General features: G+C 47.9%; 21 protein-coding genes and 1 pseudogene. 5 read left to right on the top strand and 17 right to left on the bottom strand.

Going from position 1 to position 26,291, the window contains the following annotated elements; all coding sequences use genetic code 11:
* Nucleotides 1–5: 5 nt before the first annotated feature.
* The 10 genes from KNP62_RS00240 to KNP62_RS00195 form a co-directional block, all read right to left on the bottom strand.
* Nucleotides 6–1,358, bottom strand: coding sequence for a glucose-6-phosphate isomerase (locus KNP62_RS00240; RefSeq protein ID WP_214782088.1), 1,353 nt, complete (start codon nt 1,356–1,358; stop codon nt 6–8).
* A 106-nt stretch (nt 1,359–1,464) separates the two neighbouring features.
* A complete protein-coding gene (locus tag KNP62_RS00235) occupies nt 1,465–2,628 on the bottom strand; it encodes an iron-containing alcohol dehydrogenase (protein WP_214782085.1) in 1,164 nt (387 codons plus the stop codon).
* Nucleotides 2,629–2,702: 74 nt separating this feature from the next.
* Nucleotides 2,703–3,695 carry a Gfo/Idh/MocA family protein gene (locus KNP62_RS00230; RefSeq protein ID WP_214782083.1) on the bottom strand — a complete coding sequence of 331 codons (993 nt, stop codon included), beginning with the start codon at nt 3,693–3,695 and terminating at the stop codon, nt 2,703–2,705.
* 101 nt (nt 3,696–3,796) lie between these two features.
* Nucleotides 3,797–4,189 (bottom strand): S1 domain-containing post-transcriptional regulator GSP13, encoded by a 393-nt coding sequence (gene yugI / locus KNP62_RS00225; RefSeq protein WP_074033496.1) that lies wholly within the window; start codon nt 4,187–4,189, stop codon nt 3,797–3,799.
* Between the two features lie 197 nt (nt 4,190–4,386).
* Nucleotides 4,387–5,631 carry a lysine N(6)-hydroxylase/L-ornithine N(5)-oxygenase family protein gene (locus KNP62_RS00220; protein WP_214782080.1) on the bottom strand — a complete coding sequence of 415 codons (1,245 nt, stop codon included), beginning with the start codon at nt 5,629–5,631 and terminating at the stop codon, nt 4,387–4,389.
* Between the two features lie 58 nt (nt 5,632–5,689).
* The gene (locus KNP62_RS00215) at nt 5,690–6,874 is read right to left on the bottom strand and encodes an aminotransferase (protein WP_214782077.1); all 1,185 of its coding nucleotides are present in this window, start codon (nt 6,872–6,874) and stop codon (nt 5,690–5,692) included.
* Nucleotides 6,871–7,365: an Lrp/AsnC family transcriptional regulator gene (locus KNP62_RS00210; protein WP_074033499.1), complete on the bottom strand. Its 495-nt coding sequence runs from the start codon at nt 7,363–7,365 to the stop codon at nt 6,871–6,873. Before KNP62_RS00210 ends, KNP62_RS00215 begins: the two co-directional genes overlap by 4 nt.
* Before the next feature lie 2 nt (nt 7,366–7,367).
* Nucleotides 7,368–8,168: a glycosyltransferase family 2 protein gene (locus KNP62_RS00205; protein ID WP_214782074.1), complete on the bottom strand. Its 801-nt coding sequence runs from the start codon at nt 8,166–8,168 to the stop codon at nt 7,368–7,370.
* Complete coding sequence (locus KNP62_RS00200) at nt 8,165–8,413, bottom strand: NifU N-terminal domain-containing protein (RefSeq protein ID WP_012726804.1); 249 nt, start codon at nt 8,411–8,413, stop codon at nt 8,165–8,167. Before KNP62_RS00200 ends, KNP62_RS00205 begins: the two co-directional genes overlap by 4 nt.
* Before the next feature lie 13 nt (nt 8,414–8,426).
* On the bottom strand, nt 8,427–8,657 hold the full coding sequence (locus KNP62_RS00195; RefSeq protein ID WP_214782071.1) for a DUF1871 family protein: 231 nt from the start codon (nt 8,655–8,657) through the stop codon (nt 8,427–8,429).
* 545 nt (nt 8,658–9,202) lie between these two features.
* On the opposite strand from KNP62_RS00195, the gene KNP62_RS00190 reads away from it, so the two are divergent.
* The 3 genes from KNP62_RS00190 to KNP62_RS00180 are packed head-to-tail and all read left to right on the top strand — an operon-like array spanning nt 9,203 to nt 12,995.
* Nucleotides 9,203–11,443: a ribonucleoside-diphosphate reductase subunit alpha gene (locus KNP62_RS00190; RefSeq protein ID WP_214783991.1), complete on the top strand. Its 2,241-nt coding sequence runs from the start codon at nt 9,203–9,205 to the stop codon at nt 11,441–11,443.
* Nucleotides 11,444–11,491: 48 nt separating this feature from the next.
* Nucleotides 11,492–11,998 carry a flavodoxin domain-containing protein gene (locus KNP62_RS00185; protein ID WP_214693399.1) on the top strand — a complete coding sequence of 169 codons (507 nt, stop codon included), beginning with the start codon at nt 11,492–11,494 and terminating at the stop codon, nt 11,996–11,998.
* Nucleotides 11,955–12,995 carry a ribonucleotide-diphosphate reductase subunit beta gene (locus KNP62_RS00180; RefSeq protein WP_074033504.1) on the top strand — a complete coding sequence of 347 codons (1,041 nt, stop codon included), beginning with the start codon at nt 11,955–11,957 and terminating at the stop codon, nt 12,993–12,995. The genes KNP62_RS00185 and KNP62_RS00180 overlap by 44 nt, the downstream gene beginning before the upstream one ends.
* An 87-nt stretch (nt 12,996–13,082) precedes the next feature.
* Here KNP62_RS00180 and KNP62_RS00175 read toward each other — a convergent pair whose 3' ends face one another.
* Together KNP62_RS00175 and KNP62_RS00170 are read right to left on the bottom strand one after the other, a co-directional pair.
* Nucleotides 13,083–14,996 (bottom strand): N-acetylmuramoyl-L-alanine amidase family protein, encoded by a 1,914-nt coding sequence (locus KNP62_RS00175; protein ID WP_214782068.1) that lies wholly within the window; start codon nt 14,994–14,996, stop codon nt 13,083–13,085.
* 126 nt (nt 14,997–15,122) lie between these two features.
* Nucleotides 15,123–15,905 (bottom strand): MazG nucleotide pyrophosphohydrolase domain-containing protein, encoded by a 783-nt coding sequence (locus KNP62_RS00170; RefSeq protein WP_251125538.1) that lies wholly within the window; start codon nt 15,903–15,905, stop codon nt 15,123–15,125.
* A gap of 85 nt (nt 15,906–15,990) precedes the next feature.
* Here KNP62_RS00170 and ytvI point away from each other — a divergent pair, with 85 nt between their 5' ends.
* Entirely contained in the window at nt 15,991–17,124 is a 1,134-nt protein-coding gene (gene ytvI / locus KNP62_RS00165; protein WP_214693404.1) for a sporulation integral membrane protein YtvI, read from the top strand.
* Nucleotides 17,125–17,134: 10 nt separating this feature from the next.
* Here ytvI and KNP62_RS00160 read toward each other — a convergent pair whose 3' ends face one another.
* Both KNP62_RS00160 and KNP62_RS00155 read right to left on the bottom strand, forming a co-directional pair.
* Entirely contained in the window at nt 17,135–17,794 is a 660-nt protein-coding gene (locus KNP62_RS00160) for a DUF429 domain-containing protein (protein WP_214782062.1), read from the bottom strand.
* A 132-nt stretch (nt 17,795–17,926) separates the two neighbouring features.
* Entirely contained in the window at nt 17,927–19,369 is a 1,443-nt protein-coding gene (locus KNP62_RS00155; RefSeq protein ID WP_214782059.1) for a leucyl aminopeptidase, read from the bottom strand.
* Nucleotides 19,370–19,694: 325 nt separating this feature from the next.
* On the opposite strand from KNP62_RS00155, the gene ptsP reads away from it, so the two are divergent.
* Nucleotides 19,695–21,413 carry a phosphoenolpyruvate--protein phosphotransferase gene (ptsP, locus tag KNP62_RS00150; RefSeq protein WP_214746293.1) on the top strand — a complete coding sequence of 573 codons (1,719 nt, stop codon included), beginning with the start codon at nt 19,695–19,697 and terminating at the stop codon, nt 21,411–21,413.
* Nucleotides 21,414–21,463: 50 nt separating this feature from the next.
* Here ptsP and KNP62_RS00145 read toward each other — a convergent pair whose 3' ends face one another.
* The 3 genes and pseudogenes from KNP62_RS00145 to ptsG (KNP62_RS00135) form a co-directional block, all read right to left on the bottom strand.
* Nucleotides 21,464–22,297 carry an aldo/keto reductase gene (locus KNP62_RS00145; protein WP_214782056.1) on the bottom strand — a complete coding sequence of 278 codons (834 nt, stop codon included), beginning with the start codon at nt 22,295–22,297 and terminating at the stop codon, nt 21,464–21,466.
* A gap of 127 nt (nt 22,298–22,424) precedes the next feature.
* On the bottom strand, nt 22,425–24,464 hold the full coding sequence (ptsG, locus tag KNP62_RS00140) for a glucose-specific PTS transporter subunit IIBC (RefSeq protein ID WP_214782053.1): 2,040 nt from the start codon (nt 24,462–24,464) through the stop codon (nt 22,425–22,427).
* 136 nt (nt 24,465–24,600) lie between these two features.
* Nucleotides 24,601–26,100: pseudogene (gene ptsG / locus KNP62_RS00135) on the bottom strand (glucose-specific PTS transporter subunit IIBC); the annotation flags it as partial.
* Between the last annotated feature and the right edge of the window lie 191 nt (nt 26,101–26,291).

Raw genomic sequence — 26,291 nt, 5'->3', positions numbered from 1 at the left:
TTTTCTTATTGATTCAAACGTTTTTCGAGCTCTGCTTTTTGTTCTTCATAACCCGGTTTACCGAGTAACGCGAACATGTTCGCTTTGTAAGCTTCGACGCCTGGCTGGTTGAACGGGTTCACCCCAAGGATGTATCCGCTCATCGCACATGCTTTTTCGAAGAAGTAGAACAAGTAACCGAGGTGATACGGTGTCATCTCTGGCAATTCGACGACCAAGTTCGGTACATTGCCGTCAGTGTGTGCGAGAAGTGTTCCTTCTGTCGCCTTGTCGTTCACAAATTGAATCGTTTCGCCTGCGAGGAAGTTCAAACCGTCCAAATCTTGAGCGTCTTCTGGGACGTTCATCGAGTGACGGACTTCTTTCACACGAATTACCGTCTCGAACAAGTCACGACGACCTTCTTGGATGTATTGCCCCATCGAGTGGAGATCCGTCGAGAAGTCGACAGCCGCCGGGAAAATCCCTTTGTTGTCTTTTCCTTCTGATTCACCGTAAAGCTGTTTCCACCATTCTGACACGTAGTGAAGAGCTGGCTCATAGTTGACGAGCATCTCGATCGATTTGCCTTTCGCGTAAAGGGCGTTACGTACGACTGCATACTGATACGCTTCGTTTTCAGCCAATTCTGGTGAGCTGTAAGCGTTTTGTGCGTCGCGTGCACCTTCCATCAATGCATCGATATCAATTCCTGCAGCGGCAATCGGAAGAAGTCCGACTGGTGTGAGGACAGAGAAACGTCCACCGACATCATCTGGAATCACGAACGTCTCGTATCCTTCTGCGTCCGCAAGTGTCTTGAGTGCACCACGGGCACGGTCTGTCGTTGCATAGATCCGCTCACGCGCTCCATCTTGACCGTACTTGTCTTCCATGAACTGCTTGAGGACACGGAATGCAATCGCAGGTTCTGTCGTCGTTCCTGATTTCGAGATGACGTTGATTGAGACCTCTTTGCCTTCAAGTACTTGAAGCAACTCTCTCATATACGTTGAAGAGATATTGTGGCCCGCATAGAATACTTGTGGTGCCTTGCGCTCTTCTTTTGACAATACGTTGAAGAACGAATGTTGAAGCATTTCGATCGCTGCACGGGCACCGAGGTAAGATCCTCCGATTCCGACGACGACGAGAACGTCTGAATTCTCGCGAATTCGTTCCGCCGCAGCTTTGATTCGTGCGAACTCATCTTGATCGTATTCGGTCGGAAGATCGACCCACCCAAGAAAATCACTTCCGGCACCGCTCCGCTCGTGAATCACCGAGTGAAGGGTTTTTACCGTTTCTTGCATTTGGTCGATTTCGTGCTTCCCTACGAATGAGAGCGCGTTTGAATAATCGAAACGTACAGTTGACATGTCATTTCCTCCTTTAAATCGCTCGTAAAAGAGCCATACATGACCCATCATAAACGGAAACGCTAGATTCGTTCAATCATTATTGCAAAATAGGCAATAAATTGCCTTATTTGCTGAGTTCGAGGATATGCGCGACATCTTCACGTTCGAGTGTACGGAAACGACCGAATGCGCCACGTTTCATCGCAGAATCGAGAATCGCATCGAATGTCGACTCATCGATATCGTAGTCACGGAGTGAGTTTGGTGCACCGAGCTGGTCGAAGAATGCACGAATCGCTTCGATTGTACGTTTCCCAGTCTCCAAGTCGTTTTCACCTGGTTCCACATCGAATACTTCCGTACCGAGTCGGGCGAAACGTGCCGCGTTGTCTTCATCCAATACGTGCTCCATCCAACGTGGGAAGAGAATCGCGAGACCACCAGCGTGCGGGATATCGTGGACAGCCGATACAGCGTGCTCGATGTTGTGCGATGCCCAGTCACCAGAAGCACCCATTTGAAGGACGCCGTTCAACGCCATCGTACCTGAGAACAAGATGATGGCACGTAAATCGACGTTTTCTAAGTCGTTCACGAGTTTCGGTGCCGATTCAACGACTGCTTTCAAGACACCTTCTGTCATGCGTTCCTGTACTGGCGCATGGTTCGGGTGGAAGTATTGTTCGAAACAGTGGCTCATCATGTCGACAATACCGTAAATCGTCTGGTCTTTTGGAACCGAGACTGTATAACGTGGGTCAAGGATTGAGAATGTTGGGAAGACGAGTGGGTGACCCCAACCGAACTTCTCTTGTGTCTCCCAGTTCGTGATGACCGATCCTGAGTTCATTTCTGATCCTGTTGCCGCGAGTGTGAGGACCGTTCCAAATGGTACCGCCTCTGTCGGGATATGTTCGCGGAGCACGATGTCCCATGCATCCCCTTCATAAGGAATCGCTGCTGAAATGAGTTTCGTACAGTCGATGACGGAACCTCCGCCGACTGCGAGCAACGCATCGATGTTTTCTTCACGTGCAAATTTGACCGCACGACGTACTGTCTCAATACGCGGGTTCGGTTCGACGCCAGAGAAGTCTACGTATGAGATGCCTGCCTTTTCAAGCTCAGCCACGACTTCATCGTACGTTCCGTTCTTTTTGATGCTTCCGCCACCATAGACGAGCATCACTTTCTTCGCGTCGAGCGCGCCAAGTTCTTTCGATAATGTTTCGACTTGATGTGTACCGAAGATCAATTTCGTCGGGTTTTTGTATTCAAAGTTGTGCATGATTCATCCTCCTCGTAGAAATATGTAACACCTACACTATATACCCTGTTTTCAAAGAATGAAAAGTATCGTGCTTATGCGTAAATGCGATCGATGATGCGATGGAGTATGACGGCTTCCTCTGCTTGCCGATAGTTCGGTTCCTTTCGGCACGCTTCGAGAAACAGCTGAATTTGACGTTCATACGGATCATGCTCCGTCAAATAGGCAGGTCGTTCGTCAAACAACGCCCCATGTTTTTCAGTATGGAGCGTGAGCGGGAATAGACTTGCCCCAGCGTTCGTTCCCCGGCACTCGACACGCATCGCATCTTCTGCTTCGACATTGGCCATGTAACTGACGTCGAGCAACAAAGAAGCTCCTGTGTCGAAGGTGATCATCGCTCTCGCCGTGTCTTCGACAGACAGAGATTCATGGTCCCATTTGCCCATCAAGCCCACACCCGGACGATTCCCTAAATATTGCCCGACATGACCGACAATCTCTTTTGGTTCCGGATAACCCATCAAGTGAAGCGCGAGATCTAACATATGGACGCCGATATCGAGTAGTGCCCCTCCACCCTGAAGCTCTTTGTCCGTGAACACGCCCCATCCAGGAATGCCTCGTCGGCGAAGGGCAAGTGCCGTTGCCGCATAGATGTCCCCCATCTCTCCTGCGTCAATCATCCGTTTCAAGAGAACCGTGTCGGCACGATGCCGATAATGAAATCCATAATGGAGCGTCTTTCCCGCTCGTTTCGCTGCTTCTAACATCTCCACCGCTTCATCTTCCGATATGCCCGGAGGCTTTTCACAGAGCACATGGCATCCTGCTTCTAGTGCAAGAAGCACTTGCTCTTTATGTAAGGCGTTCGGCGTACAGATGCTGACCGCATCGAGCTGTTCGTGCGTGAGCATCTCTTCGACCGTTTCATAGACGTTCGAAATGTTAAACTGTCGTGCGACACGTTCACCGTTCGCCCGTGTCCGATTCATGACCGCTACCACATCCACCCCTGCTTTTACATAATTCGGAATGTGAGCACTCGTCGCAATCCCGCCCGTTCCAATGATGCCAATCTTCATCTAATCTCCCCCTATTCGAATTACAGTTTCGTCATAAGCCCCATCGATTCCTGTAAAACACAAAAAAGGTGACCCGTTTAGAACGGGTCACCTTGGAACACTTACTTCTTGAAGTTTGTGTTTTTGATCCAGTCTTCAAGTTTGTCTTTGAGTACTGTGAATCCTGGAGCTTCTTCTTGCTTGAAGTTTGAAGATGCTTCGTTGCGGCGTGGCGCACGACGAGCTGGCTTCGCAGACTTCTCGCGTTTTGGAGCTTCTTGAGTTGCTTTCATTGAAAGCTTGATCTTTTTAGAAGCTTCGTCCACTTCAAGGATTTTCACTTCAACTTCTTGACCAACTTGAACGTAATCGTTTACGTCTTTTACGTAGTCGTGTGAGATTTCTGAAATGTGTACAAGACCTTGAGTCTCGTCATCGAGTGCTACGAAAGCACCGAAAGGTTGAATTCCTGTTACTTTACCTGTTAATACTTGATCTTTTTCGTATTTTGCCATTACAAACAACTCCTATGCTAAATTCATCAACTTACTATAACATACTTTTTTCGATAAAGTGTACAAATTAGTAAAAAAGATTATTTTTGACGTGTTGTTATGTTTTAAAGTCGAAGCGCGGGGTAAATACAAATCAAGCAAGACTTCAAGTATTCCCCCCTGATTCCGCTAGGCGACTCGCCTAGCCCTTTTTTTGTTCAAAACGTCGTGAACGGCTTTTGATGGCGAATCGGATAGATCGTTTCTCCAGCCATTTCGTTCAACATCACCGCATTTCGATAGACGGCCATCCCTAGATTCGTTGCTGCGGGGCCATGGGAATGCTCCAAATTCGTGTGCGTGAACAGTTTCCCTTTCAATGATTCGCTCATGACCACTTCGTACGTATCATGAACAGCCCACTCACTCTCTGCTTCCCAGACAATCGGGAGCTTCTCGACCCAAGATGGGATTACCGGGCGATACCCTGTCGCCACAACGACGAGGTCGTACTCTTTCTCAATCACTTCTCCTGTATAGCGCTGCGTCCCCTTCAAACGATGCGTCAACCAGTCATAGGAAATGGATTCCACCTCGACTTGCGTCAGCATCTCTGCTCGCTTCGGCTCACCTTCTGCAGTCCGGTGATAGAGCGCCTCATAAATCGCCGTCATCGTCTCAGGGTTGACGCCATGGCGGAAACGTTCAAATGACTGAAGCAATTTCTGACGTGCTTCGTAAGGTAAGCCGTGAAAATATTCGATGTAGTCCACACTAAAAATCTCGTCCCCAATCTTTCCTGCTTCAAGTGACTCGAAATGATCAGAACGTGTGATCCAGTCGACACGTTGTTCATCCGTCGCTTCACGAAACAGATCAAGAAACACTTCTGCCGCACTCTGTCCACTGCCGACGACCGCGACGCGATAACGATTTCGAAGGACGTCCCGATAGGTCAAATACTCGCTCGTATGGATCACTTGTTCAAAACCTTCCGGCACAAACGGTTCTGCCCCAGTTCCAAGAACAACATGTGTAGCTTGAACTTGAGTCGTTTCACCGTTTGATTCGACCGTCACAAGAAAACCATTTTCCTCGACCAACACATCCGTCACCTCATGATTGAAGTGGATGGTCGACAGCTGTTCGGCGACCCAACGCAAATATCGATTGTATTCCGTCCGAGGAATTTTATCTTGTTCTTGCGTGATGAACGTCTGGAGACGCCCCGTCTCACTCAAGTAGTTCAAGAAACTCGATGCGTTGGTCGGATCCGCGAGCGTGACGAGATCTTGTAAGTAATGTGTTTGCATCGTCATCCCTTCAATGAGCATCCCTTCATGCCACATCATTTCCTTCCGCTTTTCAAAGCAAATCCCGCGTAGTGATGTCTTTTCCGCGAGAGCCATTAATCCAAGATTATAAGGACCACATCCGATTGCAACAAAGTCAACTTGTTTCATTTTCTTCACCTCGCCCATCTTTTCCCTCTCATTATATCGCTAAAACAGCAAAAGACCCTCACGAATGAGAGTCCTTGACCGCTGTGACTTCGAATTGCTGCATGAATCGATGGATGCGTCGAATCGCTTCTTGTAACTGTTCGAGCGACGTCGCATAGCTCGCCCGAACGAACCCTTCCCCACTCTCACCGAAGGCGTTCCCTGGGACGACAGCGACCCGTTCTTCAAGTAAAAGACGTTCCGCAAATTCTTCACTCGTCAACCCCGTGTGTCGAATCGACGGGAAGGCATAGAAAGCTCCACCCGGCACGTGTGTCGGGAGACCTGCCTCATTCAGCGCCTGAATGAAATAGTTCCGACGTTGACGATAGCTCTTCACCATGTTCGGTACGTGTTGATGACGTGAACGAAGTGCCTCGAGTCCGCCGAATTGAACGAGCGTCGGGGCGCACATCATGCCATATTGATGCACCTTCAACATTTCCCGCGTCACGACTTCAGGGGCACAAGTGAAACCGAGGCGCCATCCGGTCATCGCGAACGCTTTTGAGAAACCATTGATGACGATTGTCCGATCCCGCATATCGTGAAGTGTCGCGAAACTCGTGAACGGCTCGTCATAGCAAAGTTCCGCATAAATCTCGTCACTGACAACCCAAAGGTCATACTTGGTCGCGAGTTCTGCGATTTGCGCGAGCTCATCGGCGTTCATCGTTGCTCCCGTCGGGTTGGACGGGAAGCAGAGGAGAATCGCTTTCGTCCGCTCGGTGATGACGCGCTCGACATCATCGCGGTCGAGGCGAAAACCCTTTTCCGGACGACAGGCGACAGGAACAACTTTCCCACCCGCCATCTCGATGAGCGGTCCGTAAGATACGAAAGCAGGTTCGACGACGATGACTTCATCACCTGGGTTCAGGAGAGCACGGAATGCGATATCGAGCGCCTGAGAGGCACCTGTCGTCACAATCAATTCAGATGCCGGATCGTATTTGACTGAAAATCGTTCTTTCATATAAGTAGCAATCTCTTCACGTAATTCGATGAGTCCTGCATTGGCACTATACGCCGTATATCCTTGTTCGAGTGCGACATAGCTCGCTTCTCGTACGTTCCAAGGCGTGATGAAATCCGGTTCTCCCACCCCGAGAGAGACCACGTTTTCCATCGTTTGCGCCAAATCAAAGAAGCGGCGGATGCCTGATGGCTTCATGGAGACAACTTGATTGGATAATGACTTCATGGCGTGATGTTCAACCGCTTGTCTTCAGTTTGTGGGGTGAACAAAATCCCGTCGTGTTTGTACGTCTTCAATTTGAAGTGTGTCGTCGTCGATAAGACCGAGTCAAGTGGTGACAACTTGTCAGAGACGAACGAAGCCACGTCTTGGAGCGAGCTCGCTTGAATGACGACTTGGAGATCGTAAGCACCTGACATCAGATAAAGGGCCGTCACTTCCGGGAAGCGATAAATACGCTCGGCCACATCATCAAATCCACGTCCTCGTTTCGGCGCAACTTTGACATCGATAAACGCCGTGACATCATGCCGGTTGATTTTTTGCCAATTGACCATCGCCCGAAAACCAAGCAAAATGCCGTCTTGTTTGAACTTCTCGAGCATCGACTCAATCGTTTCTTCATCAAGCGCCAACAAATCAGCCAACATCTTCGTCTCCAAATAGCCCTTTTCTTCTAACAACTCTAATAGTTCAAGTTCTTTTGATGAATACATACTTATTCTCCTTCCGTCCGACCAGGTAACACGCCTGTGAACGTTCTCTCTGTCTGCCTCACATATGGACGTCGTTCCTCTTGGACCATATGGAAATTCTTCATCCCCATGTCTGTCAGCCCATGCTTCTGACAAAAGCGGTCAAAGTAACGACGTCTCGTTTCGTCTTGTTTCGCTGATAAGTTGTCCGTCCCATTGAATGCGTAGAGAACCGTCGCTCGAGCGGGATGGGACACGGTGAACGTCTCCATGACCCTCAAGAAAAAATCCCAGTCCCAATAATTATAGACATCTTCATCGAAGAGACCGATTGTGTCATGGATTGATTTGCGATACATCGTACCGGACGGGATGAACGTCGAGTCCTTTCGCATCCGCTCACGGTCGAAGTCATATGCGAACGGTTCCCAGTCCATCACTACTCGACGACCGCCTTCCCATGTAAAACGGAATAGCTCGGCATCCGTATAGACGAAGTCCGCTTCTTGTAAATCGCGTAGTCCATCTTCGATGTGAGTCGGCATGAGCAAATCATCATCGTCTAACAGTAAGATGACGTTCCCTTTCGCTTCGAGTACGCCACGATTCCGCGCACGGACGTGATGATTCTCCCCGACTTCAATGACACGCACATCCAATTGATTCAAAAAAGGCGCCAAAATATGCTGTTTTGGCGGCCCTTCATTATTCATGACCAAGACTTCGAACTGCTGAAACGTTTGGACCGTTAAGCTTTCAAGCAGCTCCGTCAATTCCATCTCGCGCTTATAGGCTGGAATGACAATCGAGACAACCGGGTTCATCCGCGATATGCCGTCTCAACGTGTGGAAGGATTGCTTCCCAACTCACGCCATTCTCTTTTGAAACGGTTACAAAGTCGCCGTATGCGAATACACTCTCGACACCTTCAATCTCGACAAGTTTCGCAAGGAGCGGCTGATCTGTCGCTTCTCCTGCTTTCACACTTTGGCTTTTTGCGCCGAATACGTTCTCTGGAAGTGTGACTTTCATTGCATTCGGGTTTGGTGTTGGATCAATTCGTAACATTAATTCTTCCTCCTTATAGTTGGCAAGATGACGACGCGAATAGTTGCTGCGCCATCTTCATGATTTCTTGTTCAGGGGGACACTCATCGAACGCCTCAAGAAGCGTGCGGCGAATCACATCGGTCAATTGTTCTGAAGATTCGACATAGGTTAATGCCATCATCACCTCATCGAACTCCGGGCCGTATGAACCTGTTCCATAACCGAGCGGGTCCCATGTTAATAATAAGTCTTCTGTACGCACTTGTTAAACCCTTCTTTTCGTTGAAATCCATGTCCTACCTCATCAATCTACCTTACTTTTTGTTCGGATACCAGCCTTGACAAATTGATTCGCCTTTCACGATTTTCTGGAACACTATATCTAGTATTGATCGATTCATGCAGGTATTCTGTTAATCGACGTCAAATATAATACATTCGTGCCTACATAGAGGTCCAAACAACCCTTCTTCGAAGATGAAATCGAATTCATTCTTTGTGAAGAACTACGCAATTAGAATTCATAAAAATTTTTCATCTCATTTCGCTGTCTCAAATCGGCTCATGAAGCCCTTTTTGAACAAAAGCAAAACACCGCCCCGCACATTCAAGAAAGTCAAGGATTGAAAAACTAAATATAGGTGTTTTATGATTAAAAAGATAAAAATGTGTCAATATATAGTTAACAGCTATTTTGGACGTTGGCATATTATTGTGACAGGTTAGGAAGTTCTTATTATACTTTCATAACGTCTACATCTATTAAAGGAGTGATCGATTTTGACATCCCCTATCCACCACGAGACGATGCTACCAGCGGCACCGACGCTTGCTGATGTTTCTTCTCTTATTCAATCTATCCAAACACGTTATCCTCATTTAAGTGTACAGCGTTACGAGGAACGCGCGATTCGGGCGCTCGATACGAAGACGCTGACACAAGATGTAGTATATGACTTATTGACGATGCATGCGCTCGATATGTTGAAAGCCGAAGAACCGGACTGGACGTTCGTGGCGACTGAAATGTATTTGAACCGTCTCTATCTCGAGGCGGCACGCAATCGCGGCTATGATGCGTCGATGCGCTACGGCAACTTCTATCACTTGATCGAAACGTTGACGTCAAAACGCATCTTCACTTCAGCACTAATTGATACGTATTCAAAAGAAGATATGGACCACCTCGAGACCTTGATTGACCCGTCTCGCGACCGTCTCTTCACTTACATCGGACTTCGCACGTTATCGGACCGTTACCTCGGCCGCGACCATGTGAAGAACTTATACGAGCTTCCACAAGAGCGCTTCATGGTCATCGCGATGACCCTCATGCAAAAAGAGGATGAAAAAACACGCCTCAAACTCGTCGAAGAGGCGTACTGGGCACTTTCAAACCTTTATATGACCGTCGCGACACCGACGTTATCGAACGCTGGTAAGTCATACGGTCAGCTTAGCTCTTGCTTCATCGATACAGTCGACGACTCACTTCGCGGCATTTACGACTCTAACACCGACGTGGCGACCCTTTCAAAAGGCGGTGGCGGAATCGGTGTCTATCTCGGTAAAATCCGCTCACGCGGAAGTGACATCAAAGGATTCAAAGGCGTCTCGAGCGGTGCCCTTCCTTGGATGAAACAATTGAACAATACGGCCGTCTCTGTCGACCAACTCGGCATGCGCCAAGGTTCAATCGCCGTATATCTAGACATCTGGCATAAAGATATCTTCGAATTCTTAGATGCGAAGTTGAACAACGGGGATGAGCGTCTACGGACGCACGACTTGTTCACGGGAGTCTGTTTACCGGACCTCTTCATGCGTACGGTCGAGGCGCGCGGTGAATGGCACTTATTCGACCCGCATGAGATTCGCACGGTGATGGGCTACAGCCTCGAAGACTACTTTGACGAGACAGAGAACGGTGGTAGCTTCACTGAGAAATACATGGAGTGCGTCAATACACCTGAGCTATCACGCGTGACTGTACCTGCTATCGACCTCGTGAAGCGTTACATGCGCTCACAGCTTGAGACCGGTACGCCGTACATGTTCTTCCGTGACGCCGTGAACCGGGCAAACCCGAACAAACACGCCGGTATGATCTATAGCTCGAACCTTTGTTCAGAGATCGCACAAAACATGTCGGCAACGACGATTGAAGAAGAGTACACACAAGACGGAAAAATCGTCATCACGAAAACACCAGGTGATTTCGTCGTCTGTAACTTAAGCTCAATCGCACTCGCCCGCGCAGTCAAAGCAGACGTGCTCGAACGCCTCATCCCGGTTCAAATGCGCATGCTCGACAACGTCATCGACTTGAACACCATTGAAGTGCCACAAGCGATGATCACGAACCAGAAGTATCGTGCGGTCGGTCTCGGCACATTCGGATGGCATCATTTGCTCGCCCTCGAAGGAATCCGCTGGGAATCGGTCGACGCCGTTCAGTACGCAGAGAAACTTTATGAGAAAATTGCTTACCTCACGATTCAAGCTTCGATGGAACTCGCGAAAGAGAAAGGCGCGTTCGGTGTCTTCGAAGGATCGGAATGGCATACAGGTGAATACTTCAAGCGCCGGAACTATCGCTCGCACGACGATTTGGATTGGGATGGTCTTGCAGAAGCCGTCCATCAAAACGGTGTCCGAAATGCCTATATGATGGCTGTTGCACCGAACTCGTCGACTGCCATCATCGCGGGTAGTACCGCTTCGATTGACCCGGTCTATAAGAAGGTTTACTCAGAAGAGAAGAAGAACTATAAGATTCCGGTCACGGTGCCTGATTTGACACCTGAGACGAACTGGTTCTATAAATCAGCTTTCGAAGTCGATCAACTATGGAGCATCCGTCAGAACGCATCGCGTCAACGCCACATCGACCAAGCAATCAGCTTCAACTTGTACGTGAAGAACGATGTGAAAGCGACAGAGCTTCTCGCAATGCACTTAGAAGCTTGGTCTCTCGGTATGAAATCGATTTATTACACACGTTCAACGACCGTTGAAGTGGATGAATGCGAGTCTTGTGCCTCATAACTTGTTCGATTCATCATTAGTCCGTTTTTATGAAAGGTGGTTAACGACATGAACATTGCAATCATTTGTCATTCGATGAGCGGAAACACGGAAGAAGTGGCGACGCTCATCGAGTCGACCCACCATCATCGTGGTGACCACGTTGTCCGCTACGACGCGGATCGGGTCGGATATCGGGAAGCCCAGTCTCTCGCGTCATGTGACCTCGTCTATTTCGGGTCTTACACATGGGCAGACGGCATCTTGCCGGATGAAATGAAGGACACGTTCCGTCTCGTGCTGAAAGAATTGAATGTACCGATTCGTCAGGCAGCCGTATTCGGAACAGGTGATAAAATGTTTGTTCACTTCTGTCGAGCGGTCGATGAGATGGCGTACCACCTTTCAAAATACGGAATCCCACTCGCCGGTGAACTGCTTAAAATTGAGCAGTCGCCTCGTAACCAACCGTTCAACGTCCAGCACTGGGCTGAACGGATGGCTCAGAATGTAGAAGAAGGAGTCATGCACCATGTCGATTCAGAAAATCAAATTATTGTCGCCCAAACATCCTAACCGGGCAACCGCCATCATCGGTGGCGAAACAAGCTCAATCGTGAACTGGAACGATATCGCATATCCTCAGTTTTATACGATTTATAAGCAATTGCTTTCAAACTTTTGGATCCCAGATGAGATTTCGATGTCGAAAGACATGCAACAATGGCCGCAGTTAACGGAACGTGAACAAGATGCGTTCAAACGGATCATCGGGCTGTTATCGATTCTCGACTCTGTCCAGACACGATATATCCTCGAGTCGTCGATGTTCTCATCAGATTCATCCGTACACGCCGTACTTGCCGTCATCGCGCAACAGGAAGTCGTACACAATCAATCGTATAGTTACGTTTTGTCAAGCCTTGTCCCACTCGCTGAACAAAATCGTATTTTTGATATTGCGAAAGATGACGAGATGGTCATGAAACGTAACCAATTCATCCTGGACTTATATGAAGAGTTCCGCGACACGCCAAACGCAGAGAATTTCGCAAAATCACTTGTGGCCTCGGTCATTTTGGAAGGCATCAACTTCTATTCTGGATTTGCCTACTTCTATAACCTTGCCCGTCACCAAAAGATGGTCGGGACGTCAACGATGATCAGTTATATCCAGCGCGACGAGATGCAACATTCTTACTTCATCAGCCAGTTGCTCCGTGCCGTTTTGACTGAAAATCCAAAGATTGATGCGGATGGACAGTTCAGCCAATTCGTATACGATACGATGGCAGAGGCCGTCGACCTTGAGATTGAGTGGTGTGAATACGTCCTTCGCGACCTCGATGGACTCGACGTCAGTGAGATGCGTGACTACGTCAAATACTTGGCAAACAAACGCTTACGTGTAATCGGTCTGAACGATTTGTACGAAGGATATGACGAAGATGTCATGCCTTGGATCCGTGCATACTCAGACGACTCGCTCAACGCAACAAAATCTGATTTCTTCGAACAAAAATCGCGTTCGTATGCGAAAGTGACAGACGCCAACGGTTTCGACGATTTGTAAGATACGCGATCAACCGAACCTTTACATGGTTCGGTTTTTTTGTTGCATCAAAAAAACCTTAGACACGTTCGTCTAAGGTTTTTCGAATTAATGATAAGTTTGTACGTATTTAGCGATTCCTTCCGCAACACCCTCTGCCATACGTTGGCGGGATGCGTCACTGCGAAGATACGTCAAATCCGTTGGAGAAGAGATGAATCCGAGCTCTACGAGAGCTGATGGCATCGTATTATACGTAATGACGTAATAGTTTGCCGTCTTAACGCCTCGGTTTGACATCCCACTCATCTTTCCGACTAGGTTGCTTTGAATGTTCGAGGCCAATACGCTACTACGTGCACTGTGGGCCGAACGTGTCGAATAGAATGTTTCCAATCCTTTTGCCGCTGACGAACCTGCTGCGTTGACGTGCATACTCACGAATAAGTCACCACGCAACGACTTCGCTGCAGCGACACGTTGATCAAGTGTCAAGTAAACGTCTGTCGAACGTGTCAGACGAACTGTATAGCCGTATTTCGAACGAAGATAGGCTTCCACACGTTGTGATACATCTAATACAATCGTCTTTTCATAAAGGGAACCGTTCAATGCCCCTGGGTCTTTCCCACCATGTCCAGGATCAAGAACGATGACAGCTCCAGAAGATTCACTCGGTTTCGACGACGAGACGAATCCTGAAGAAACGTAAGCATCTTTTCCGTTGTACTTAATCTTGTGGAAACCATTTACCGTTGCATAGTAGGCAACAGCCGTGCCGTGATCGAGTTTCCCTACTACGCTTGAGTTAAGGCTCGCTTGAGAACGAACATTCAACACATCACCTGGCGTGTTAATATATACCGTTCCTTTTGGTGCCGCTTCAGGCGCAGCCGGAGCTTTTCCAGCCGTCAACCATGAACTTGCCGTGTAGTAGACTTTCGACCCGATGTGAACCGTCGACCAGCTTGCATTATACGATTTGTATGATACAGCCGTGTATTTCGGAAGCACAAGTTGAACTGGCGAACTTTGATGCGTTCTTCCGAACAAGTTGACGTTTCGGTTAGCATACCCCTGAGTCAATCCGTCGTTTGGTTCCGTTGTTGTAGGTGGTTGTATTTCCGTTTTAGAAGTTGAGATCCAAGCTGTCGGTGTATAGTATGTCGCATTCCCGATATATACGGTCGACCAACTTGAATTGTACTTACTTGAAACGACTGCAGTATTGATTGGCAATACTTTCGCTACGCTAGAACTTTGGCTTCTCATCACGAAAAGTTTTAACTCTCGGTTTGCGTATCCATTCTCTTTGACAATCTGTGGTTTGAGCGATCCAGGCGTAATCCACGCTGTCGGCGTATAGTATGTCGCGCTTCCGATATACACGGTTGACCAGCTCGAGTTGTACTTGCTCGAAGTGACGACTGTATGTTTCGGTAACACCTTCTGCACAGCCGAACTTTGACTCCGCATCGCAAACAGTTTCATTTCACGGTTTGCGTAACCTTCCGTTCGGCTCACTGTTGCATCTGTCAGTTTTGGTGCAATGTACATCTTCGCAGCATAGTATGTCTTTCCGTTCAAATAGACTTTCGCCCATGAAGAGTTATGAACGGCATACTTTACTTCTGTCCCTTTTTTCAACGTCGTGACAATGCTGGCTGCACGATGTGATGTGACACGGATGTTTAGGTTTTCGGTCGTCACACCGGTTGAAGTTGCTGACTGAGTCGTCAACGAACTCGAAGGAGAAGAAAGTTTGCGGATGTATTGAGCCGATGCATAATATGTACGACTATTGACATACACTTTATGCCAGGACTGATTATACGTCCCGTATTTCACTTTCGTGCCTTTTGGCAATGTCTTGACGACTGTCCCGCTCAAACTTGGTGTTGAACGAATATTTAAATTCACAGTCGTCTCCCCATCGTACGTTGCGGCTTCAACTGAAGGAAGTTGCATTCCAAATAAGAGAACCGTTAAGATGAGTGCGATTTTTACAAGCTTCATTTTCATCCAAAATATTCCTTTCTTCTAGCGGCATTTCCTACTAACAACAACTTCATATTAGCATAATGCTTTTTTAAAAAAAGTAAATATTTGAAAAAAAGATGAATGTTTTTGATAAAAAGGTAAATGTTTTTATTGTTGGGGTTTGATGACTAAGAATTGATGATTTTCGTAAGTTTCTTCTACAATATGAAAGGTTTCAGGAATCCGATATCCATAACCATCTTCATATAAAAGACCATCTTTTGATTGTTGAATCACGAATCCATCAAGCCCCTCAATATGAGCAATTTTCAGAAAGCGTTCTATATGTTTCTCTCTCTCCATATATCGGTCAAACCGCTCAAAAGGTTTAGGGTCAATCCCACCCCAATAGCGTCCAGACTGATACGTGACATAGGTTCTGACGGAAGTTTCCGTAATCGGATCCGGTGTATGATCGAAACGCCCGAAGTCACGTGTCGATTTTTCATCAATCAATGCATACAATGAGTCAAACAATTCGTAGTTGCACTGTTCTCCTAAAGAAATCACGGCACGTTGCAGTTGCTCGATATGCAGCTGTAACGACTCTCCTTGGCGATTCGGCTTCAGCTTTTTATCTCCCTCGTAAGCATTCAATATCCTCGCCACTTCGCCGGCCTCTTCTACAATTTGAAAATATAACTGTTCTTTCGTCACTTCTCTTACATCTGCTTCTTGTTGTTGAAGTGAGATCGCATACTGGTTCGCGAGACACGTAGAAATGACGAGCACATCGAGCAGTTCTTCTTTTAGCTCCTCCGCTGATCCTTTGCGCATCGCTCCCCCCACTTCTCCCACTTCTTCTAATAATCGCGCCAGCCCTGATAACGGTCTCCAATAGCCTCCCAAATGAAGAATCATCGTATCAATTTTTTGTTGAATCTCTCTCATGTTCATTCACCTATCTTTCTGCTTTATTTACCGTCTACATGATATACTATGCTCAATCTAACTGTCTGGAAAGGGTGGGTTTTTCATGTCTTCGGTAAGACTTTGGCAACTGCTTCGGTTCGTACTTGTCGTAATCGGCTTATTTTTGATTACATGGGTACTGAACATCCTCTTCGAATATACGTATCCTTTCGTGTTTGCCCTACTCTTATCTCTCTTGACCGTTCCACTCGTCAATTTTTTCGAACGAAAAACCAACATGCCGCGTGCACTCGGGACACTGATCTCGTTGTTGATCGTCCTCAGCATCGTCGTCGGCATCATCACCATCGTCATCATCCAATTGATTCATTATGCGACAATCGCAGCGGAGCGACTTCCTGAACAAATCCAAACGTTCACTGAATATGTCCAGCGCTTGTTCAACGAAAAGATTGCACCACTCGTCAACGATGCGTACGAGAGCTATCAACAATTGAATCCTGGACAGACGACTTCATTAGAAGGTGGCATTACAGAGCTCGGTGTCCAACTCGCGGCCGCAATCGGTGTCTTATCCCGTGGTGTGGCAAGTGTCCTACAAGGCATGTTGGCCGCACTCCCACTCGTCCTGTTACTCGTCGTCGTCATTGTGCTCGCCTGGTTCTTTATCACAAAAGACTGGCCGTCTTACGTGACCTCTCTAAATCGCCTGAATAAACGTAAAGGATTTAAAGAATTCGAGGAAGTGATGATCAACCTGAAGTCCGCACTATTCGGTTACGTTCGGGCACAACTTACGCTCATTTCCATCACATTCGGAATCGTACTGGTCGGTATGTTCATTCTTCGAGTCGACAATCCGCTCTCATTCGCTTTACTCGCAGGGTTCTTCGACCTTTTACCTTATTTAGGTGTCGGTACACTACTCATTCCGTGGGCTGCCTATGCCGCAGTATCGGGCGATTGGTTCGTCGCCATCGGATTGATTGTGCTATATATCATCGTCATCGTTCAACGAAACCTGGCCGAACCGAAGATTGTCGGTTCCCACATTGGGTTGAATCCGCTTGCCGCACTCATCTCGATTTTCGTCGGTCTAAAACTATTCGGTGTATTCGGCTTCATCTTAGGTCCCGTACTCGCCGTTCTATTGAAGGCTTTATACAACGCCAAAGTCTTTCATTATATGTGGCGGTTCGTCGTCGGTCCGACCGCCACGACAGCAAAAGAGCGATGAAATCAACATTTCATCGCTCTTCTTTCATTTGAGGTACAGCTACTTTCGGCTCATTTGCTTCAGCCGGGTGTAACGAAAGACCACTCGTCCCCGCTTCATAGGCGGCTACTGCCAAGATGCAAGCATCGATAATGTCATCGATTTGGACGTTTGACATTTTCCATTTCCACGGAGTGCTTTTCGAGTATTTTCGAAGTAACTCGATTCGCTCATCCTGCCCTTCGACTGTCTTTTTCGAATGACTTGCCTCATGCCCCATCATGACCGAGAAGCATACTTCTGGGTGAGATTCATAAACGTCTTCCGCTAACACCTGCTGGAACTCACGGATACGCGGAACCAAATGCCAAGCCTGTTTGCTAATCCCTTTATCGATCAACAATCGACTTCGTTTGTTCGCTTCCTCGTATGTCTCTTCATGAAGCACTTCTTGAATCGGCGGGGTGAAGACGGACGATTTCCGCTCGACGAGTTGGCTCCGCATCCACGCGTCACATGCTCGACTCGAATGGTCGACCGTCCCTAAATCTTTCGGCATATCCACGAAATGCATCGCACCGTCAATGAGCAACTCCTCTAGCGTTTCTGAAATCGTCAAACATAAGGAAATGCTATCGTATGTGATGCGCACCCAGCCTCCGCGTGCGCCGTCAATTCCTACTCCTACCATGTCGTACCTCCTGTAACATCATCAACACGCCGAACACGGCGAAAAATACTGTACATCCTAACCAGATCCGGTTCGGCCAAACCGTGTACGCAAAGCCACACAGAATCGCCAAACCGATCAAGAGGAGCGCTCTTAGCGCTCCCACGTTTCAATCATCCGTGCAAGCGTTCGGACCATGACACCAGTCGGGCCTTTCGGGCCAAGGTCGTTCGCTGCAGCACGTTCGCTCGTTCCTGCGATATCGAGGTGAAGCCACGGTGTATCGCCGACAAACTCGCCGACAAACGCTCCACCGAAAATCATGTGACCGAAGCGACCAGGTGAGTTGTTCAAGTCGGCTACTTCTGATTTTCTCACTTTGTCGATGAACACATCAAAGTATGGCATTTGCCAAACGAGCTCATTCGTCTCGCGACTCGCTTCTTCGAGTGAGCGATAGAGGGTATCATCGTTCGTCAGACAGCCCGTCACGTCTGTACCGAGTGCGACGAGTACACCGCCTGTTAGCGTAGCTACGTCGATGATTGCTTTTGGCTCATACGTTTTCGCGAACGTGACAGCATCCGCTAGAACGAGGCGCCCTTCCGCATCTGTGTTGAGTACTTCGATCGTCTTACCGTTCATCGCCGTGATGACATCATCCGGCTTGAAGGCATCGCCTGAAATCATGTTGTCTGTCGCACCGATGATTCCGATGACGTTTTTATTCGGACGTGTGCGTCCGAGTGTCTCGAATAGTCCAAGGACAGTAGCCGCACCACCCATATCACCTTTCATTCCGACGATGCCATCTTTCGGCTTGATTGAATAGCCACCTGTATCGAACGTGACGCCTTTTCCGACAACCGCAATCGGAGCTTCTTCCTCTGCACCACGATATTCCAACACAATCAATTTCGGCGGGATTGTCGAGCCTTGGTTTACGGCGAGGAGTGCACCCATTCCGAGCCCTTCCATTTCTTCCTTTTCTAACACTCGGTATTTGAAATCATGGCGTTTCGCTAATTCTACCGCATAATCCGCCAACGTCTCTGCTGTCAAAATATTAGCCGGCATCATCGTCAACGTTCGGGCGACATTGACCCCTTTTCCATAAGCGACACCTGCATCGATGTCTTCTTGTGACACATCCCCAAGAAGTGTGATGTTTGGCTCTTCGACCGTTTGTTTCGGCTCTGACTTGTATGTAGGATGAGCATACGTCGCCATTTCAAATGCTTCTGCGAAAATGCGAGCCGCGTCGTTTGTGAACGTGTCGATTGCGACTGCAACGTCCTTTAATCCACGCGCGTGGACGAGCTTCGCCACTTTCCCGAACCAGTTCCGTACATTCTCTGTCGTGATGTCGTTTCGTTGTCCAAGTCCGACAAACAAGACGCGTGCCGTTTCCCCGGCGAACGTCGGCAATAACGTCACTTCTCCTGTTTTCGTCGAAAGGTCTCCTGATTGAATGAGTGCTTTCACTCGTCCACCGAACAATGCGTCGAGCCCTTCGTCGATCGAATCGGCCGCACCGATTCCAACGATCATCGTGTCATATGAATCTGTCCAATTTAATTGAGCAATTTGATACATCTTGCCACTTCCCTTCTTTATATATGGTAAGCATAGCGAACTTCTCCAAAATAATGAAATAGTATGCGTAAGAGTCAAGAAATCTTCGAATTCGTGGGCTATCTCCTCGTTGTGACGTTGTTTTATTTTATGATAGGATAAGAAAGTACGCAATCGGGCTTCTCTTCATCGTGAAGTGAGGCCAATTTGACTGGTCGAGGCTTCCCCTAGTCGTAGACCGTTGCTACTTTAACTTTCTTCGTTCTCGTTAATTCTTTTTTCTTTTCGGGTATGAAGTAACGAGGCAGGAAAGTACACTATTTCTTTGAAAAGAGGGACTACGCTTATGTCACACATTAAAGGTATTGGTGCATCTGCAGGGATTGCAGTTGCAAAAGCATTCGTCATGGAGACACCTTCATTCGATATCCCAACACACAAGATTGAAGATGTCGCTGCAGAAAAGGCACGTTTCCAAGATGCAATCGCACAATCTAAAACGGAGCTTGAAGAAATCCGCGAGCACACGCTTCGTGAACTTGGTCCAGACAAAGCCGAGATTTTCTCAGCTCACCTTTTAATCGTTGAGGATCCAGAAATCGTTTCGCAAGTGAACGATAAAATTGAAAGCGAAAACATGAACGCGGCGAAAGCACTTGACGAAGTCGCACAGACGATGATCATGATTTTCGAATCGATGGACAACGAGTACATGCGCGAACGTGCAGCTGACGTTCGTGACGTGACAAAACGTGTTTTGGCACACATTCTTGGGGTGACATTCGTGACACCTGCATCGATCTCAGAAGAAGTGATCATCATCGCTGAAGACTTGACGCCTTCAGACACGGCACAACTCAACCGTAAATACGTCAAAGGGTTCGCAACAAACATCGGTGGACGTACGTCTCACTCTGCCATCATGTCACGTTCACTCGAAATTCCAGCGGTCGTTGGTACGAAAGTGGCCCTTGAAGAAATCAAAAACGGTGACCTCGTCATCATCGATGGTACGGAAGGTGACGTGTTCGTCAATCCTTCTGAAGACCTCGTCAAAGAGTACGAAGGCAAACGTGCTGATTTCGAAGCTTACAAAGAAGAGTTGAAGCAACTCGTCAACGAAGAGTCTGTCACTGCTGACGGTCATAAAGTGAAGCTTGCAGCAAACATCGGAACGCCAAACGACTTAGAAGGCGTCTTGAAAAACGGTTCAGATGCAATCGGTCTTTATCGTACAGAGTTCTTGTACATGGACTCTGAAACATTCCCGACAGAAGAAGAGCAGTACACAGCATACAAAACGGTTCTTGAAGGTATGGAAGGCAAGCAAGTTGTCATCCGTACACTCGATATCGGTGGCGACAAAGAATTGTCTTACCTCGACCTCCCGAAAGAAATGAACCCGTTCCTCGGCTATCGTGCGATTCGCCTTTGCCTCGAGGAAACAGATTTGTTCCGCACACAACTTCGTGCCCTTCTCCGCGCGTCAGCTCACGGTAACCTCGCGATCATGTTCCCAATGATTGCGACACTTGAGGAGTTCCGCGCAGCGAAAGCCCTTCTCCTTGAAGAAGAAGCGAAGTTGAAAGAAGAAGGAATCGAAGTCGGTCAATATGAAACAGGGATGATGGTTGAAATTCCATCTACAGCTGTCATGGCGAAACAATTCGCAAAAGAAGTCGACTTCTTCTCAGTCGGTACAAACGACTTGATTCAATACACGATGGCGGCTGACCGCATGAACGAAAAAGTATCTTACTTGTACCAACCGTTCAACCCTGCCATCTTGAACCTTCTCCACAACGTCATCACAGAAGCACACAAAGCTGGCAAATGGGTCGGTATGTGTGGAGAGATGGCTGGAGAAGAGCTTGCGATTCCAATCCTTCTCGGTCTTGGACTCGATGAATTCTCGATGTCAGCTTCAAGCGTCCTTCGTGCACGTAGCCTCGTGAAGCGCTTGACGAAGACAGAAACAGAATCGATCGTCAACGAAGTCCTCAACATGGACACAGCTGAAGAAGTCGTGAACTTCCTTAGCGAAAAATTTGACATTAAAAAGTAACGTCAAAAGTCCTTCTCTCGAGCGAGAGAAGGACTTTTTTTACATACTATTTAAAAATCGAAGTCGTCCGGGTCTGGACCGACACGTTTATGTTGGTCGAGTGCGTCGATCCGTTCCATTTGTTCTTTGCTCAATTCAAAATCATGCAGGCTGAAGTTTTCTTCGATTCGATGCGCTTTGACCGATTTCGGAATAATGACCCATCCTGTCTGAAGATGCCAGCGCAACATCACTTGAGCGACAGAACGCTCCACTTCTTTCGCGATTGTAACTAACGTCGGCTCTTCGAACAATCCACCTTGCATGAGCGGTGCCCAAGCAACCGGTACGATGCCGTGCTCAGTCATATACGATACTAATTCGGTTTGTCGAAGCAACGGATGCCGCTCGACTTGGTTCACGGCTGGAACGAGTTCACTGTTTGCAGCCAATGTCTCAAGGTGATGAATCTGGAAGTTACTCACTCCGACCGCTCCGACACGTCCTTCGCGATATAATTGTTCAAGGGCGCGCCAAGAGTCAACAATTTTGTCTTCCACCGGCCAATGAATCAAATACAAATCCAATTGTTCTAAGCCGAGGCGTTCGAGTGAAGCTTCATACGCAGCGATGGCTGATTCATACCCTTGATCGGCATTCCAAAGTTTTGAGGTGATGAACAAATCATCCCGGGAAATATTCACCATCTCCATTCCTTTTCGAATTCCGATTCCGACACCTTCCTCGTTCTCATAAACAGCTGCCGTATCGATGTGGCGGTATCCTTGACGAATCGCTTCCACGACAGCATCGATGACCGTATCCCCGTCCTCTACTTTGAAGACGCCAAGTCCGGTGGTAGGAATGGCTTTCTGACCATGATTCAACTCTACAGATTGTTTCATTTGTACCCCTTCTTTCGTGAGAATTCTTCTTCACTATAAAAGGGATTCCTACTTTTCGGAATAAGGCACATTGAAGTAACTATACAAAAAGAGCCGCTCCATTACTGGAGCGGCGTGTGAAACTTGGTTACTCTGGACCTCTGTCATCAGCTCTAAAGTCGAGCGCTTCCCCTGCGACGACCGTCTCACCGAACGGTACGACGACGACTTTTCCGTCTCCGTTCGTCCAAATGATCGGTGTGATGAGTGAAGGTACTTTATCTCGAATCGCATTGAGATCGACTTCGAGAAGTACGTCTCCCGCTTCGACTCGAGCACCTTCTTCTACTTTCGCAGTAAATCCTTCCCCTTTCAAATTGACCGTATCGAGACCAACATGAATCAGTAGTTCACGTCCATCGTCAGCCAAGATGCCGATTGCATGTTTCGTTGGGAAGAATGTCGTGATTTGACCCGTCACCGGCGAAACGACCTGACCTGAGCTTGGTTCAATCGCAAATCCTTCTCCCATCATCCGACCAGAGAAGACTTGATCTGGTACATCATCAAGTGACAACAATACACCTGACATCGGAGCGAGGAAGCGATGATCAGCTTGTTCAGCAGCTTCCGGTGTAATCACCGCTTTTTCAACTTTTTCTTTCGGTTTATACTCGCCACCTTCGATGATGGTCGCGATTTGTGATTTGAGCGTATCCGACTTCGGTCCAAAGATGGCCTGAATGTTATCCCCTACTTCAAGGACACCGGCAGCACCAAGTGTTTTCAGGAGGTCTTTGTCGACTTGTTTGACGTCATTGACCGTAACACGAAGTCGAGTGATACAAGCATCCAAATGTTTAATGTTTTCAGGACCACCGAGTCCAACGAGCACTTCATACGGCAAGTCGTCCCCAATACCGGCTTTGTCCCCTTTCGCGCCGGTCTGAACGTCACGACCAGGGATTTTCAGGTCGAATTTTGTGATGGCGAAACGGAATCCGAAGTAATAGATGACCGCAAAGACGAGTCCGACCGGAATGACGAGCCACCAGGCCGTTCGGTTCGGCAAGACTCCGAAGAGAAGATAGTCAATGAGACCGCCAGAGAATGTCATCCCAATCTTGACGTTCAGTAGATGCATCGTCATAAAGGAAAGACCGGCAAAGACAGCGTGAATTCCAAAGAGAAGTGGTGCAACGAAGACGAATGAGAACTCGACTGGTTCTGTGATACCTGTCAAGAATGACGTGAGGGCAGCTGAGAAATAGAGACCTTCGACGTCTTTCCGACGTTCTTTTGGAACCGTATGGAACATGGCGAGACAGGCAGCAGGTAACCCGAACATCATGAACGGGAATTTCCCGGTCATGTACGTACCAGCTGTGAACTCGACGCCGTCACGTAGTTGCGCGAAGAAGATCCGTTGGTCACCTTGCACGAGATCACCGGCTTGGTTCGTATATTCCCCGAATTGGAACCAGAACGGAGAATACCAAATATGGTGAAGACCGAACGGAATCAAGGAACGTTCTACCAATCCAAAGATGAATGCTGATAAGGCAACGTTTGCCTCGATGACCGTACTTGAGAACGTATTGATCGCATTCCCGATCGGTGGCCATATATACGCGAGCGCAATCCCGATAATCAAACTGAATGCGGCCGTCGCAATCGGGACGAACCGCTTCCCTGCAAAGAATCCTAAGAAATCTGGCAACTTGATGTTGAAATACTTGTTGTACGCATAAGCTGCAACAAGACCTGCGATAATACCCCCGAATACCCCCATTTGGAGCGTCGGGATACCGAGAACGGTTGCATACTGCGGGTCGCCTTGAGCGATTTCCGCGGTAATCCCGTTCCACGTGCTAATAACTTTGTTCATGATCAAATAACCAACAATGGCTGCTAGACCAGCAACCCCATCCCCGTTCGCCAGGCCGATTGCGACCCCGACGGCAAACAGTAACCCTAAGTTCGCGAAGACGATGTCCCCGGCATCTGTCATGACTTGCCAAATCAGGACAAGTGAGTCATTTGCCAGAAACGGGAGCAATTCAACGAGGTCCGGGTTTTGGAATGCGGTACCAAACGCCAAGAGAAGACCGGCTGCCGGTAAGATCGCAACCGGAAGCATGAGTGCTTTCCCGACCCGTTGTAAAACGCCAAACACTTTCTTCCACATCATGGTTCCCTCCTTTGTCAGAATACTTACTTTTTCCCTCTAACGTTTGGATGAAACCGTTTCATATAAAAGAAAAAGACCAACCCCGAAGGATTGGTCTAGATGATGATTAGTTTGCTTTCTTTTCGTTACCTGAAGCGATAACCGCTTGAATTTCTGATTTCAATGCATCCGAACGTGGTCCGAAGATTGCTTGAATGTTGTTACCAACTTCAAGGACACCAGAAGCGCCAAGGCGTTTCAACTCATCTTTGTTGACTTGGTTCTTATCTTTTACTTCGACACGAAGACGTGTGATACATGCATCGAGGTGCTTGATGTTTTGTGAGCCACCAAGACCAACGAGGATATCTTGTGCAAGTTCCGAACCAGTAGCTGTTGATTGTTCAACAACCTCATCTTCACGACCTGGTGTTTTAAGGTTGAACTTACGGATAACGAAGCGGAATCCGAAATAGTAAACAACCGCGAACACGAGACCAACTGGAATGACGAGCCACCAAGCCGTACGACCTGGAAGAACACCGAAGAGTAAGAAGTCGATCAAACCACCTGAGAACGTCATCCCGATCTTAACGTTCAAGAGGTGCATCGTCATGAACGAAAGACCTGCGAACACTGCGTGTACTGCGAAGAGAAGTGGTGCTACGAACAAGAATGAGAACTCGATTGGTTCTGTGATACCAGTCAAGAACGATGTAAGGGCAGCAGAAGCCAAGAGACCACCGACAACCGCTTTACGCTCAGGACGTGCTTCATGGTACATTGCGAGTGCTGCTGCAGGAAGACCGAACATCATGAACGGGAATTTACCAGTCATGAACGTACCTGCTGTCAATTCAGCACCGTCACGAATTTGTGCGAAGAAGATCGCTTGGTCACCACGAACGACGTTACCCGCTGCATCTGTGTATGAACCGAATTCAAACCAGAACGGTGAGTAGAAGATGTGGTGAAGACCGAATGGAATCAATGAACGTTCGATCAAACCGAAGACGAACGCTGCCAAAGTGCGGTTTTCATTCAACATGAAGTTAGAGAATGTGTTCAAACCGCCCTGTACTGGTGGCCAAACGAGAAGCATTACGAAACCAGCAACGACTGCTGCTACTGCTGTTACGATTGGAACGAAACGTTTACCAGCGAAGAAACCAAGGAACTGTGGCAATTCAATATTGAAGTACTTGTTATAGGCCCATGCGGCGATGAGACCCATGATGATCCCTCCGAATACCCCTGTTTGGAGTGTTGGGATACCGAGTACGTTCGCGTATGCTGGGTCACCTTGTGCTAACACTTCAGGTGTGAGTTCGAGCCAAACACCCATCACTTTGTTCATGATCAAGAATCCGACGATTGCCGCAAGTCCGGCAACCCCGTCACCTGCTAAACCGATGGCGACACCGACTGCGAACAAGAGCGCCAAGTTCGAGAAGATGATTCCACCCGCTTGCTCCATCAATTGAGCGAATTTCACGACGCCTTCGTTTGTTAACCAACCAGCGCGTGATGTAAGTTGTGGGTTTTGCATTGCGTTACCGAATGCAAGAAGAAGACCGGCTGCCGGCAAGATCGCAACAGGAAGCATAAGTGCTTTACCGACTTTTTGAAGAACACCAAAGATCTGCTTAAACATCAACATTTCCTCCTTTTTTTAAGTACGTATAAACAATATGATAGCGGCGTAGATGTCAGACAACCGACGTATCTAAACGTTTTCATAAATCACGTTTATAAAAACAGAAAAGGCATGAATAAGGATAGAACGTAGACCTCTCCCAATGGAGAAATCACATAACGTTCCACTCCTTACTCATGCCTGATCGA

This window comes from Exiguobacterium sp. s183 (assembly GCF_018617655.1).
Classification (GTDB): domain Bacteria; phylum Bacillota; class Bacilli; order Exiguobacteriales; family Exiguobacteriaceae; genus Exiguobacterium; species Exiguobacterium aestuarii_A.
The sequence above is the reverse complement of the archived record's forward strand: the minus strand, read 5'-3'. Positions and strand labels throughout refer to the sequence as shown.